At 47.7% G+C, this 14,337-nt stretch carries 10 protein-coding genes and 1 riboswitch; of the genes, 2 read left to right on the forward strand and 8 right to left on the reverse strand.

All coding sequences use genetic code 11. The features are described from left to right. Positions 1–5 precede the first annotated feature (5 nt). Genes ACWHX8_RS17120 through ACWHX8_RS17130 form a run of 3 tightly spaced genes read right to left on the reverse strand, consistent with a single transcriptional unit; the run spans position 6 to position 4,819 of the window. A complete protein-coding gene (locus ACWHX8_RS17120; protein WP_447969346.1) occupies positions 6–2,351 on the reverse strand; it encodes a TolC family protein in 2,346 nt (781 codons plus the stop codon). A gap of 44 nt (positions 2,352–2,395) precedes the next feature. Further along, positions 2,396–3,703 carry a glycosyltransferase gene (locus ACWHX8_RS17125; RefSeq protein ID WP_447969347.1) on the reverse strand — a complete coding sequence of 436 codons (1,308 nt, stop codon included), beginning with the start codon at positions 3,701–3,703 and terminating at the stop codon, positions 2,396–2,398. Between the two features lie 21 nt (positions 3,704–3,724). Continuing rightward, positions 3,725–4,819 carry a TackOD1 domain-containing metal-binding protein gene (locus ACWHX8_RS17130; protein WP_447969348.1) on the reverse strand — a complete coding sequence of 365 codons (1,095 nt, stop codon included), beginning with the start codon at positions 4,817–4,819 and terminating at the stop codon, positions 3,725–3,727. 339 nt (positions 4,820–5,158) lie between these two features. On the opposite strand from ACWHX8_RS17130, the gene ACWHX8_RS17135 reads away from it, so the two are divergent. Next, complete coding sequence (locus ACWHX8_RS17135; protein ID WP_447969349.1) at positions 5,159–6,058, forward strand: SdiA-regulated domain-containing protein; 900 nt, start codon at positions 5,159–5,161, stop codon at positions 6,056–6,058. Positions 6,059–6,134: 76 nt separating this feature from the next. On the opposite strand, the gene ACWHX8_RS17140 is transcribed toward ACWHX8_RS17135, so the two are convergent. From ACWHX8_RS17140 to ACWHX8_RS17160, 5 genes are all read right to left on the reverse strand, one after another. Then, positions 6,135–8,093: an ATP-binding protein gene (locus ACWHX8_RS17140; protein WP_447969350.1), complete on the reverse strand. Its 1,959-nt coding sequence runs from the start codon at positions 8,091–8,093 to the stop codon at positions 6,135–6,137. A 10-nt stretch (positions 8,094–8,103) separates the two neighbouring features. Continuing rightward, positions 8,104–8,586, reverse strand: a complete 483-nt coding sequence (locus tag ACWHX8_RS17145; RefSeq protein ID WP_447969351.1) for a response regulator — start codon at positions 8,584–8,586, stop codon at positions 8,104–8,106. A 518-nt stretch (positions 8,587–9,104) separates the two neighbouring features. Further along, a riboswitch (cyclic di-GMP riboswitch) is annotated at positions 9,105–9,199 on the reverse strand. A gap of 290 nt (positions 9,200–9,489) precedes the next feature. Continuing rightward, positions 9,490–10,998, reverse strand: coding sequence for a sensor histidine kinase (locus ACWHX8_RS17150; RefSeq protein WP_447969352.1), 1,509 nt, complete (start codon positions 10,996–10,998; stop codon positions 9,490–9,492). 277 nt (positions 10,999–11,275) lie between these two features. Continuing rightward, complete coding sequence (locus ACWHX8_RS17155; protein ID WP_447969353.1) at positions 11,276–11,887, reverse strand: hypothetical protein; 612 nt, start codon at positions 11,885–11,887, stop codon at positions 11,276–11,278. Positions 11,888–12,509: 622 nt separating this feature from the next. Then, on the reverse strand, positions 12,510–13,166 hold the full coding sequence (locus ACWHX8_RS17160) for a hypothetical protein (RefSeq protein ID WP_447969354.1): 657 nt from the start codon (positions 13,164–13,166) through the stop codon (positions 12,510–12,512). Positions 13,167–13,825: 659 nt separating this feature from the next. Here ACWHX8_RS17160 and ACWHX8_RS17165 point away from each other — a divergent pair. After that, on the forward strand, positions 13,826–14,044 hold the full coding sequence (locus tag ACWHX8_RS17165) for a hypothetical protein (RefSeq protein ID WP_447969355.1): 219 nt from the start codon (positions 13,826–13,828) through the stop codon (positions 14,042–14,044). Positions 14,045–14,337 lie beyond the last annotated feature (293 nt).

The raw sequence follows: 14,337 nt of genomic DNA on the forward strand, positions 1-14,337 counted from the left end.
CCGCTTCATAACGCGACGAGTGCCTCGGAAAGCAAAAGCCGTTGGTACCGGTGATAATCATGTATGGCAATCCCGAACGATTCAACCTCACCTGAGAGTTGAGTGTGAATGTGTTCTCCAAGACCTTGCCATTGAAATTCCATACTCCGATCAACGTCATCCGATGTAGCAATATGGCGTGGATCGGTACTCACGCCAACCCATAGTCGTTTCTGGCGACGTTTTGCATAACCAATTTCATCCTGAAGCGCTTTTAGAATTTTCCGTGGATGATCGTGATAGGCCATAACCACCACGTCATCGACAAGATTCCACACCGCCTCCATCAACGTCCCGTTCTCATACGATTCCTTATCAAGCCAGGATGGAATATCAACAACCAGAGGTAAGGCTGCCGAGGCAGTCATGTGGTGAGCCCAGTCAAAAAAGTCCACGTATTGCGTGATGAGAGCTTGGCGATCCGACGTATCCCATTCCGGCAATGTATAGGGTTCGACATCAAGATGAATGGCATCAAATCTGGCATCGTCATGCTGTTGATTATAGTGAATGATGCTTTGAATAAATTCATGAGCCCCTTGTCGGCCTTCAGCCAACACCCATGAAGGGTCTCCATTTAACGCATGAACATGCAATCCATTTTGGTGCGCTTGCGTGATAAAGGGCTTGTAGAGATCAGAAGCATCCTGCATCCGATTTTTTGAAACAGAAAGAAAGATGGTTTGGATGTTCCGAAGCTTCACAAAATCTAGAAAAAACTTGCGTTGTTCGCGATTGTCTAAAAAGTCTGGCTGCCAGACCCACAAGGCTCGATCAAACAAGGCGGCCGACGGAGTCGACGGAAGGATGCGCATGTCCGACGACTCTTCCACAGGGAGAAATTCCATGCCCTGCAAACTTAATCCACTGGAGTAGCGTAAATCCAACGTTGCCTGCTGAATGGCCAAGTGCTGGGACGCCTCCTGTTCAACGGTCTTCAAATAATTCATCCGTGCCTCAAGAAGCGTCAGGCGATCCTTCGCCTTTCCCAACCGTTCTTGCTCTTCCAAGATATGCAGTTCTTGGTGGCGATGTGTTTTTTCCGCTCGAATCCACTCGAGGGTAGCGTGAGCACTCCGAAGATCTTCATACGCCGTCACGACATTGACCGTAATCTCGCCCTGGAGACGACTCCACTCCATTTCAAGTACATCAATAAAGGCCTGCTCTCGATCAGATCGTGCTCGCTGTAACGGCCAGATCAACAGCGGCGCACTGATTCGCGCTCCTAAGGTAAATCCTTGAAAAAATCCGCCTCGCCGTCTGCTCCCCCCCGCCCCATACGTTCCTTGCAAGTCAACACGGGGAAGCGACCAGAACGTTTCGCGTTTCGTCGCATGGGCTTTCTGAATATGAGCAAGTGCTTGAGCCAGCTGTGGATGTTGCTCATTGACTGATTGAATCACGTCTTCGATCTGACCTGGGGTGTCAACGACAAGCGATTTATGCTCATACGCAACGTCCGAAGTTCCAGTTTGTCCCATTAAACTCTTGAGGGTGTAGTGCGCAATAGAACGGCGGCTCTTGATCGTTGCGATCTCTTCACGAAGGTCTAATACGTGGTCACGGAGTCTGGGTACATCCCGAGGCGATTGGCGACCATGATTGGTGAGCAAAGCCCCCACACGCTCCGACTCCAACGCCAACACCAACGCCGACTCTTTCAGAGGCAAAAGACTCTCGGCATTAAGAAGCGTCAGATATTCGGACGCGGCACGACGAAGCACAGCCGCCCGCACATCACTAAACTGGGCAATCGCCGCAATCACATCCTCTTCAGCCTGGCTCATCCGCTCAGCTCGTTTGACAATTCCATCGATAATGGATTGCGTCAATCGGACAAAGATGCCGCTTGGGATAAACCGTGTGAGCACACTGAACTCAGGGGTAAAGCTGACGTTGGCTTCTCGCAATTCAGCTCGCGACGCAATGACGCGAAACAGGGCTTGTCGAATTTCGGGGTTTTGATACTCGACAATTTTCAGCAATTGCTCAGGAGACATCGAAGAGAACGACGAAGAGATGTCTGTAGGACGCAACAGATCTTCTTTTTCTGTCGAGTCACCACGTTCTCGATGAATCGCATCGAGTAAGTCTTGTGCACGTAAATCACGCACATCAGGGGATTCGACTTGATCAAGAAGCTCAGCCGCCTGCGTCAACTCGCCTTGCGCATAGGCCATCAGCGCTTGATCAAAAGGCGCAACCCCAGGCAAAGGCACTGGACGGGAAACCCCAACGGTCGAACAGCCCTCTAACAGCAACACGACAAGGACTATCCAGAAGACCTGCCTCCAGATCGTGTTGAGCATGTTCACTCTAGAGACATGGATAGAATACATATTTTTCACAATCATTAATGTAAAGGGACTTGCTGCCTGACCTTCTCAGGGGCAAAGGGATCGTGGTACGACGTTCGGAAAAATATTTCTTGAACGCAGGCGACAATCCGAACAACTTTTTCAATGATCCGGTACACCACCATCCCAGGAATGACGGCGATCAATCTCCAATCTGAGGCAAATCGACTGGAGACTTGTAAGGCAATAAGAATCTGAAGAAATTTTGCCGCACTGAACATGATCAGATTGATGACAAAAATGACGATGTAATTATGATGTTCGAACAACATGAGCTGAATCATGTAGACAAGCCAAATTCCAGCCAATCCAACAGAAAATGCCAAGGTATCCAAGAACGACACAATATTCTGCAGATTGAAATGATCGCTGTAGATATTAAACGTGTCTCGATGCTTTCGAATCCGGTTTCTAATGATATTGCGATTCCAACGTAACCGCTGACGAACCCATTTCCCCCATGTAAGCGGAGCGTTCGTTAAGCAAATCGCCTTCGGGGCAAAGGCGACCTGTTTCCCCATTTTCCGAATCCGAATCGTTAAATCCGAATCGTTGCCTGGCCCCGGTTCGTGCCAACCAACGCGCTCCACCAAAGATCGGCGAAACGCACCGAAGGCACCCGATACAATCCCGAGGATTCCCATACCTGCCCGAAACTGCCGTCCCACAGTGATTCCGCAGAGGTATTCAAATCCCTGAAGACGGGTGAGAAGGTTCGTATATAAATTTCTGACGCCAACATTCCCGCCAACGGCGCCCACATTTTCATCTTGAAATGGTTGTAAAATATGTCGAATAGCTCGACGATCAAGCGAGGAGTCCGAATCCATGAATACAAGATAGTCACCCCGCGCCACACGGCACCCATAGGTTAACGCCCCAGATTTCCCTTGCCGATTTTCCATCGGAAACAAACGAATAGACCCTTCTGCGGACAATTTTCTACAGATATCTAGGGTATGATCTGTGGATCCATCATCGACCACGATAATTTCGATATTGGGATAGTCTTGTTCCTGTAAAGAACGCACCGAAGCCTCAATCGTCCCCCCTTCGTTCAAGACCGACATGATCACCGAAACCTGCGGGAGAGGCTTCGTTGGGCATGGAAAGGGTTCGCATTCCTGCTGTTGAAATGATTTGCACAGCACATAGACATCAACAAACACATAGCGATTGAGTTCGATTAAAAAAAATGGCCAAAACAATCCGATTAAATGCGGCAGACCTGAATGAAGAATTTCGTGCAATCCATCATCAAAATCAATGAAGAACCGCTGCAATCCTATGACGATGACTTCCATGGGTCGTGTCCCGACAGTTAGCTAGACAGAAGGTTCCGAGGAACCAAGCGCCAAGCGTTCTTCCTCCTGAACTTTCGTCCAGACGAGTTGAATCATCTGATCCGCGCTTTCAATGTCTGCTGAAAACACACTCCATCCCATCACCATATGGATAATGGAGCCAAGCTGTTGAAGCGAGCTCTCTCGAACATGACTGCATATACGTTCTCCAATATCGATCGTGTGATCTTCTATCGTCTCGGGTAACAGCAGAACAAAATTTTGCTCTTGATAGATCGACACAATATCGCAGTCTCGACTCAACTCTTTGACCCACGTCGCCAAAGACTTCAAGACATTCCGCACCGCATCCGTTCCGCCTTCTTCCTCATATTGACCGAGACAGTCTGGACGCATCATCAACATGGAAAATGGACGACCGTAGCGAGCCGCACGATGAATCTCTCGAACCAATTGTTCTCGAAAATATTGAAATGTGTACAGTTCAAGGCCATGATCGATGGCAAGCATGCCATCTTTTTCACCATAGATACTTTCTTGAGACGCGGCCAATATGCCACGTTCTGTTAACCGATAGGCATAAATTTTCTGAATAATAGCTTGCTCAACGGGAAACGATTCCCCACATGCAAGCGAGAGACACGAGGTCACCGCCTCTGGAAACACGGCCGTACATGCGTGACAGCGGAAATTAGCAGAGGCACGTTCATAATCGACTCCTAGATGACGAAGCTGATTGTGACATTTCGGGCAAATTAATTGCGTTCCCTTATGAAACTCATCTTCGTACGATAAATACCCACAGGCATAGTGATGGAGCATCTCGACTACGTCGATAAGATGACTTGAACAATCTGGGCAGGTTTCTCGAAAATTTAAGGCAAAATGCTTACACGAGGGGCAGAGATGAACCTTGTCATATAATTCCCGTTCAAACAATCCCAGATCCACAAGATCATTCAATACATCAAACTCCTGTCCAATTGGCACTCGTAGCATGTCATGAGTTTCGAGCACTTGATACCCTATTGGAGAGTCAATGCACGGCACTGGTACCAGTTTTTCTATTTTTTTTTCGATCATGAAATGCAAGAGATGAATGCGTCGATCACTCATAATGAATCCTATTTAGTCTTTCAAACTACACCGCCTATGCTCTCATCATGCATTTATTGACAACGTTCAGGACGCATCAATGTGTACGCATGGGAGCCCTAAGACAAAAATATTAAGGAAAAATAAGGCTTTCGTTCCTGTTCTCGGAACACAGAAGACGAAACTTAAGAATTGGCAGCTATTTCCACGCTCTCTCAACTAGTCATTCTCTGTTTACGAAAACCGTTAGACGAATTGCCATAAGCCTCACACTGCCCTATCCTCAAATATGCTGGGTAGATATGTTCACACGACACTCAAAGAATGAGTGCGCCTTCACCCTTAACTCGGGAGGCTAGGATGGCCAAGAAATTATTAGGGGCAATTGTCATAATTGGCCTCGTTACGTTGACCCTACCAATATCCGTTTCGGCAATTACCTTAGACTTTCAAGGTGCCTTTGATTTTGACGGCGCCGATGGCATTGCGTTCAACCCGACAAGCGGAAACCTTTTTCTTGCACAAACGTTTTTTGATATTAACGATGATGCTATTCAAACCAGAGTTGTCGAAGTCACGACCTCTGGGACAGAAGTCTTGAGATTTAATCCTGAATTACATGGCTTATCCGATGTCCAAGGGCTCAGTTTTCTTCCAAGTCCGAATGCGAACTTGCTTCTTACTGAACAGGACTCCCCTCAAGGCGGGGTGTTGGAATTTACAACGACAGGCGATCCAGTTCCACTCGGCATCAACTTTTCGACACTCCCGACGAGTGACGATGGTGATGGAGTCATTTTTCATTCTGGAACAAACACGGTATTTATCGCCGATGACTTGACTGAAAGTATTTACGAATTCGACACTACAGGCACCCACCTCAATACCATTTCCACACCGGGAATTTTGTCTGACTTCATCGATCCTGAAGGCATTACGTTTGACCCAGAAACCGGAAATTTATTGGTTGTCGATGCAGTGGCAGGGACGAGAAGTCTCTATGAACTGACAACCGCCGGCGCACTCGTCTCGTCTGTGGACTTAGAGGCCTTAACCGGATTCGCCGACCCTGAAGGCGTGACGATTGATCGAAGTACAAACACGCTCTATGTCGCCTTCGATCGTGATGATAAAATTGGAGCGTTTTCGATACAACCGAGCCAGCCAATCCCAGAACCCAGCACCGGATGGCTTGTCGGGCCAGTAATCGTGGGTCTCTTAACTTGGAGAATGCGTCAAACGAGAAAAAACAGCGCCTAGGAGACTGTTACTCGACACGAGGTGGGTGGTGGGGTCTACGTCGCATTGATTCACTTTTGCGAAAAGTCAATTGTCCTTATAAGTCGGGAGGCAAGGCAACCGGCAAGGTTAAGATAAATGTCGCCCCGCATCCTTCACCAGCGCTTCTCACATGAAGCGACCCTCCCATGTTTTTGGCTAAGAGGGCTCCGCTGTGTAGACCGAACCCATGACCATCTTTCTTGGTGGTAAAGCCTTGAGAGAAAATATGCGTCAACTGATCCGCAGGAATTCCTACGCCTGTATCCGTCACTTCAAGTTGGACCATATTCCGTTCACTCTCCGCAGGCCCAATTCGAACCGTAAGTGTTTTGTGTGCACTCTTCTGCATAGCTTGCGTGCTGTTGCGTATTAAATTCACTAAAATTTGTAACGTTTGATGTTTATCGACAATCACTTTTTCTGTGTCGACAAATTCTCGAACAATGTCTCCATCCAGTTTCTCTAAGAGCACCTTGTTGATCGTCAAGGCTTGCTCCATGAGATCAACTAACATGACAGGCTCATGCAGTCCTCCCGCTTTGACCATGCCTTGCTGCATCGCCACACATTGCTTGGCATGCTCCGCACTCTCTACCAATGAGTCGAGTTCTTTGAGTGTCACCTGTCGCTCTTCGATCAGATGGTCCGCCAACTGTGCAAGATACCCTGGAACCTGTCGGCCTTTCGCATCGTGAGTCACATAGGCATTGAGATCGCCCATATGTGCGTTAAGCATGTGTGAAATTTTTCGAACATCACCCACGAGAGACTGTCGTAACGTCGTCCCCATGATCCCAACAGAAACGTTAATACTGTTCAGAACATTGCCCACATTGTGCAAGACGCTCGTGGCCACATCAGCCATGCCTAAACGACGAGAGGTCTCGACGAGTTGATCCTGAAATTGACGTCGTTCGTCTTCGAGACGCTTACGTTCGGTAATATTCTGCGCAACGCAGACTAACCCCTGAATGACTCCTCGATCATCTTTCATAAGGGATCCGGACAGCGCCATGGGAATAGCCTGGCCATTTTTGGCAAGATATGTTGTTTCAACATTGCTGACGACACCCTGAAAATACAACGCTTCCATAATGGACCCTTGCGTCAACTCTTCACCAAAAATTTTACTCGGACATTCCTGCAACAACTCTTCTTCTTTGTACCCCAACAACATCAATAACGAGCGATTCACCGCCTCAATGGTCATATCCGCATTGATAACCAGTAACGTATCGGCCATCGACCCAATGATATTTTCCATATGCGTTTTGGCAGCAGATAGCTCATCTTTCGCTTTGGCCAGCTCACTGTTCTTTCGTTCTAAATCTTGAGCTGTTTGGATATTCAAACCCTCGTCTCTTCGACGATGCTCACTATCGTGAACCAAGCACATGTCCACTCCTTCTAGCTGATGAGTTGGTTCAACCGCTACAGGGAATGCACGATCTTCCTGCCCACTAGTACGCTGGGACATGACCCACTTATGCGTCAGAACCACGGCAAGTTGTTGAACATCGATCGCGTGAAATGGCTTTCGCAAAATCAAGAGGTGTTCAGGATACGTCATGCTCTCTACCTCCACATCCCACTGACAATCCAAGGTAGTCGTACAGAGAACGCATTGGAGGAAGCGATCAACGTTCCAATATTCTTCGATCGTTTTTTTTCTAGACCATCCGGAACACGCATTCATGTCGATAAACACAACCGCATAGGGACGCTTGACGTCACATGCCTGTTGAAGAACGGCTAAGCCGGCCTCGCCACTTTCCACATAGTCCACCTCGAAACATGGCACACAGCAAAACGACTCAGAAGCATCCAGGGCCTCATCATTCACCTTTGAATACGGCAAAGACTTCGCCGTTGATACCTGACCGAAAATTCGACGAAAATTCGAATAGAGATTCTGATTGTCAGCAACAAGCAATAGTCGGCTGTTCATGCCTGGCACGACATCCACACCAGACATCCTTCTCTGACTCGACACATGAACGAACTCCTGTGACATCGTCTCGTTCCTAATTCATGTGGAGATGTTTGACTCGCTGCGGATTGTGCAGAGGATGTCCCTTCGACCAGTATTTCGTTAGGCCCTGCATAAGTTCCAAATACCCATCTAGACTATTCGGTTTAGTCACAAACGAATGGGCCCCCAAGTTATACGCAGTATCGATATGTTTGGCGACGCGTGAGGTTGTCAACACCAAAACAGGAATATCCTGCAAGACTTGATCAGATTTAATTTCGACCAGTGCAGAGCATCCGTCTATTTTGGGCATATTCAAATCTAAAATAATCAGGCTCGGGCGAGGGGATTTCACCGGGTCACCATAAGATCCCCGACGGGTCAAATACTGCATCAACTCTTCGCCATCATGAACAAACCGCAACTCCTTTCCGAGTCGACATTCATCCCAAGCCGCCTGAGCAACCAAACAGTCATCAGTACTATCATCCGCCATTAACACAATGAAGGGAACGGCTTGCATACAGGTACTCATTATCACACCCTCCTTTTTAACTCATGAAATCTGGTCGACCTACATTCAATCGTGCGCGTGTCGTCAACAGATCATCTTGCAATACAACCCCCATCACACACATCCCCCTCATAGCTTTATTGAATGTCCGCATGCATCTCGTACTTCAACGCGGAATGATTGTGAGATAAGACGACCTTGGCATGGAAATATTGTTGATAGTGGAATAATAGGGTCAGCCTTTGCTTTGCGCTGCTCATGTTGGCAAGTCATACGACAGTTGCCCAATACCGAATCCACGTTCAGGAGATCGAACACAGGATGGAGAAAGCGGTCTATGGTCTATAGCGAAACCAAATAACTTCCAACCGAATTGACATCATGTACACAGCGCAACAACACACGTCGTACAGACGGAAGTAAATTGGAACGGCTATAGACTGAGCAAGGATAGGAAACTGGAGGGAGAAGCGCGCGTGTTCAAAATCTTCGCCTATCACGAGGATAGATGCAACAGATCTTAACGCTTCAGAGACCAGTGTGGCGGCCAGGCGAACCCTGGGAACATCATGCTCCCAATTCAGGTCCCTTAGCTTTGCGTCCTACCTTCTCAGGTAGTTTGCCCTTTGCACCCTGTTGTCTCTTGTATCGGTGATCTACACGATTTCTTGAGGAGAACATTCGTCCAACAGCGCTCTCTATCTAGGATGACTCCATGCCACAACCAGACATCTCCTTCACTCAAGACTATCGCGAATCCACATATGGTCCAAACAGGACAATACGGTGAACTCTGTGCGGTACCGCTTGAACGTAAGGAAGGTTATGCCCGCCTGGATGACCTACAGGCGATTGACGCTTCAATCACGATGGGTCAATCCGCATTTAGTGCGACGACACGCAGATTCGGCATAACTGAAACGGCTATACGTGATAGGAACGTGCACACATTTCAGCCTCATGACCAGCCTCGACAGGGCTGCCCACCGGAAGGGTAATAAGAAAAGTGGACCCTTCTCCGAGCTGACTCTGCACGGTGATGGTGCCCCCACAACGATCTACGATTTTCTTGCATACGGCTAGTCCAATACCTGTCCCTTCGAATTCATCTCTCCGATGGAGACGTTTGAACATTCCAAAGATACGATCGGTATATTGGCTATCCATCCCAATACCGTCATCTTCGATTCGAAGTTGGCACAACAAACCCGTACGCCGCCCGTCTTGTTGACGTCGCTCTTTCATGAGTCGGGCCGACACGCGAACAACGGGGACTTCATCGGGTTTATGAAATTTCAATGCGTTCCCGATTAAGTTTTGTAACAACTGGCGCATTTGAGTTCTATCAGATTCAATCACAGGAAGTTCACCCACTGCTATCCGCGCGTGGGCTTCCTCAATACGAACGGAAAAATCATGAAGAATATCATCCACCACGTCGCCAAGCGCGACTGACTCAACCTGTCGATCTTGATGTTCCAAGCGAGAATAGACAAGCAAATCTTGAATAAGCCGCTGCATTCGGCCAGATGCCTTGAGAATTCGACTCAAGAACTCATGGCCGGAACCATTCAACGCATCGCCACATTTCACGCGTAATAAATCGCTAAAGACTTGAATCGTGTGAAGAGGCTCTTGCAGATCATGGGCCGCAACAGAGGCAAACTGATCAAGCTCATGGTTTGACCGTACCAATTCTTCTGTTTTATTCCGGAGTGCCAGCTCAGCCCGTTCTCGTTCATGCACCTCAATCAGCGCCTGATCACGTGCTTCACTCAACTCTTTATTCCGTTGCTCCAAATCTCGAATCGACTTCGCCAGCTGTGTTTCGATCACTTGCCGACGAAGCACATCGTGTTCTAATTGCGCATTCGCCGTACGGAGTTCAGACATCCGCTGATCAACGAGCTGCTCTAACTCTCCAAGGCGGAGCTTGGCATAACCCGCCCAATGCCACTTGTACGTGAGAGAGTTCGCTAATTGCCGAACCTCGATTGGATCAAAGGGCTTTCGAAGAATAAGGAGTTGATCTCGGTGTCCTAAGCGAGGAATCACTTCATCCCACGGATGGTCTGAGAATGCGGTACAGATCACCGCCTGAATAGCAGAATCGATTTCCCAAATTCGTTCAATAGTTTCGACGCCATCCCAGCCTGACGGCATTCGCATATCCACAAACACCACAGCATATGGACGCCCTTGGTCCACGGCCATTTTGGCGAGTTCATAACCCGCAATGCCTTGATCTGCACTGTCGACCGAAAATGCCTCTTGATAGGGACCCCTCACACCCTCATCAAATAATGCATCACGCGTGACATGAATAGAGGAATCGGCAGTCGAAGAGCCTAACACCTTTCGGTAGTCATCAATGATGGCGGGATTATCATCGATTACCAGTATGCGTCGATTGAGTGTAAGCGCGTCAGGCATACTGAGTCGCCTCCGTTCTGAATGAAACATTCAGAGTCAAAGGGAATTCATAGATAGCACCATACCGACATGTTGCTGACAACCATACCGTGCATGGCAAACGCCCAGAGAATAGAGCCAGACAGGCCAACCCCACGGTCAACCTTTTCGACCGAACACCCCTCGCTATCCAAGACCAAGCTGTCGTCACTTGAGAAACACACACAACATACGACAGGACAGGGTCGGCTATGAAAGCAAATACATGAGAGGAACGATGTCAGCAATGACGAGATGGTTAGTCGTGTGGCACGGGTGGCACAACCATCCCTAATTGAATTTGTTCAGCTTCCCGCTGAAATTCCTCGGCACGTTCATCTGCCAATTGAGCCATCAGGTCAAATTGGCCTTTGTCATGTTGAGCCTGATGCCATCGTTTCGTCAGAGAAGTGGCCAATTGCCAGACTTCTATATTATCGAATGGTTTTCGGAGGATGAGGAGTCTGTCATTTTCCGGTAAACGCTCCATGACTTGATCCCAATCATGGTCGGAAAATGCCGTACAAATCACAACCTGTAAATGTTCATCAACTTCCCAAAGATGTTCGATCGTTTCCACACCATCCCATCCAGGGGGCATTCGCATGTCGACAAAGGCCACGGCATACGGCTTCCCCTGTTGAACGGCTTGTTGAACCATCCGATGCCCTTCCTGTCCTTGATCAGCAAAATCAAGCTCAAATGTCTCGACGGTCTGTTGTACGGGAACATCATCAAATAACCCTCCCCGTGCCTCATGGAGCAACGTCGCATCGAACCCTTGACACAAGATCTTGCGAAAATCTTCGTGGATGGCCACGTTGTCATCAATCACAAGAATCCGCCGATTCGTCTGAATACTCTCCGTCATGAGTTGACCTCCATTGAAACAACAGACATTTGAAAAATTAATCAATCGTCAAAGTATCTTCACCTGCCCTGCCACGAACCAGCAAGGTTCATACATACCGTCGGACCTGACAAGCCAAATCTTAAGAGCTAGGAAATATCCTTGCGTATTCTTCGCAGTTCTCAGCCATTACGATTGAGGGGAAATCGAGAACACGTTCAACGGATGATGCTTGTTGCTTCACCCTGTCGTTTTCACATGAAGCAGAAAGACAGCACAGATGCTATGGCAAGAATAATGTCCTTCAGTAACAACAGCGTGAAAAAAGAGGCATTGACAATTTTCTCTTCAGCGACAAGAACGTGATGGTATGGACAAGCAAATCGACGAAGGTATGAATAGTGACTGAACGATCTTCAAAAAACCGCATAGCGAACTCATCCTCAGAACTCTTGAGAAGGAGAGGAATGGTTGATTGATGAATTCGAGCGGTTGCGTATCATATGGAAATCGAGAAGCTCTCGCGTCCACACGTTGTTCAAACGCGACGAGACAAATGGTCACCACGACGCCTAAGAAAACGGCTTGCCCCTACCGCAACGGGTCGTGGCTATTGGCTGTATAAAGCCTCTGACCTTCTCGCTCAGGAGGATGGGATTGGGGATTCCTGTTGTCCGGCACGATACCCGGAACCCACCTGATTATTGAGCAGACGAATCTTTTCCTTCGACATTCTCCGGGAATGACGGTTGACCCATCGACGCATTCGCCAAAACGACACCGTCGGTCTCACCACTCGAGGCGTTCCACCATCAACGAGCCGAAGCGCCACAACGTTACGCAGAGCATCACGTTGAACCACTGGATAGGCAAGCGTATAGAGAGAGCCCCATTGATCACGATAACAAATCATTAAACGAATATTGTCACGTTTTTCTTGAAGCAACGGTGACGTAGGTTTCGCTTTAATCCAGACCTCATACTCTTTATTTCCTACAGCCATCACAGGTATCACCGGTAACGGCTCAACCCCTTCTCCCCCATGCGCTGTAACGCAAATGTCAGAAGCCTGCGACCCTCCCAGATTTTGAAGGTATACCTTTAAAATATCTTCCCCATTCGAATAGATTGTTACACTCCTCGTAATATGCACATCAGGCTGTATGGCACGAAATGCTCGTTGCGTTCTGTCCTCTACAACCGAGTACCATACATACAGGATAGAGAGAACAATAAGTCCTAGCCCAACCAAAAGAAGAAGGTCTAGGGTATCTGGTGTAAGAGTCAATGGCATATCCATAAGCGTATGTCCTATCCCACGCGCACGTCTTTCATCTGTGATAAAACCAAGCAAACAGGCTCATCGAAACCTTCGTGTTCATTCAAAAAAACTCTACGCGACTCATCAATAGGCTGAGCAAGAATAACGCCAACATTCTTTCAGGAAAAAGAAATTGCAAGACCTCTCGGCAATGCATAACGACCGACATGATCACTCTCTATCTTAGCCTAGCCAGTGAATCACGTTTTTGTAGATAGGAAATTCAAAACGGAAAAATGTCTGACGGTCTCAATCTGCACAACGTAGAGAAGTTCGTCAGAACGACACCAAGCAACAGAGAGTAGGAGGAACCGAGGAAAAGAAGGTGAGAGAAAATTGTGAGCATGTTTTACACGTAGGGTTTTCAACCTATGCCTTTCTTTTTTACTTGAGAACAACGTTCTGGTCACGACGCTATTAAATATTTTCCCATGACTTTTTCATGCACGACGGTCTCTGACACAAAGTGTTGAACAACTGACTGGCCACGCCATTTTTATGACTTCAACGCTCTCGCTGAAACACGACAAGGAAGAAAGATTTTTAAAAATATTTCATAAAATCAGTATCTTTGTCCTTCGACTGTTTTCAACCATTGCACGACCAAATTGGCCCGACTTTTGCTCAATCCAGTAGACATGTCTATACAACCAACATCAGCGACAACTCAATATTCGTCTCAACAACCAAAGAGCGTTCATGCCCCACAAAAGGACGGTACATCAGTGGGGAGTGGGAGTCATCAACATTCCCGAACTGCATTGCCAGCAGCATTGCTTGATCCTTTTCTTACCGTAGGAGAAGCAACCCTGGAAGGTCTCATCCAACGGCATCATCCACCCAACCGGTCAGATTGATCTCCCAGAACCTAAGCCTTCACCTTCTCTGAATGACGTCTTCCGAATCTTCTAATCCAGGTTGCGCCTATCGTTCTATTGATTCTACAGTCTGTTAGAGCCGAATCGGTTATAACATCGCACCTTCTGGTACAATTCACAGAAGCTAAAACCTTTTCAATCAGATATTCATATGGGCTTTGTGTATCCTTAGGCTATCTGTCCGCTCGAGAAAATGGGTTTTCCGCTGTACGATCAGATATTCTTTATATCCTGCGTAGGCAATGGCATTAAGCAATATTGCATGATCGCAC

The organism is Nitrospira sp. M1, assembly GCF_965152605.1.

Bases quoted from the DNA above. Each gene is read 5' to 3' on its own strand.
- ACWHX8_RS17120 (WP_447969346.1), bottom strand. From the start codon at position 2,351: ATGCTCAACACGATCTGGAGGCAGGTCTTCTGGATAGTCCTTGTCGTG.
- ACWHX8_RS17125 (WP_447969347.1), bottom strand. From the start codon at position 3,703: ATGGAAGTCATCGTCATAGGATTGCAGCGGTTCTTCATTGATTTTGAT.
- ACWHX8_RS17130 (WP_447969348.1), bottom strand. From the start codon at position 4,819: ATGAGTGATCGACGCATTCATCTCTTGCATTTCATGATCGAAAAAAAA.
- ACWHX8_RS17135 (WP_447969349.1), top strand. From the start codon at position 5,159: ATGGCCAAGAAATTATTAGGGGCAATTGTCATAATTGGCCTCGTTACG.
- ACWHX8_RS17140 (WP_447969350.1), bottom strand. From the start codon at position 8,093: ATGTCACAGGAGTTCGTTCATGTGTCGAGTCAGAGAAGGATGTCTGGT.
- ACWHX8_RS17145 (WP_447969351.1), bottom strand. From the start codon at position 8,586: ATGAGTACCTGTATGCAAGCCGTTCCCTTCATTGTGTTAATGGCGGAT.
- ACWHX8_RS17150 (WP_447969352.1), bottom strand. From the start codon at position 10,998: ATGCCTGACGCGCTTACACTCAATCGACGCATACTGGTAATCGATGAT.
- ACWHX8_RS17155 (WP_447969353.1), bottom strand. From the start codon at position 11,887: ATGACGGAGAGTATTCAGACGAATCGGCGGATTCTTGTGATTGATGAC.
- ACWHX8_RS17160 (WP_447969354.1), bottom strand. From the start codon at position 13,166: ATGGATATGCCATTGACTCTTACACCAGATACCCTAGACCTTCTTCTT.
- ACWHX8_RS17165 (WP_447969355.1), top strand. From the start codon at position 13,826: ATGTCTATACAACCAACATCAGCGACAACTCAATATTCGTCTCAACAA.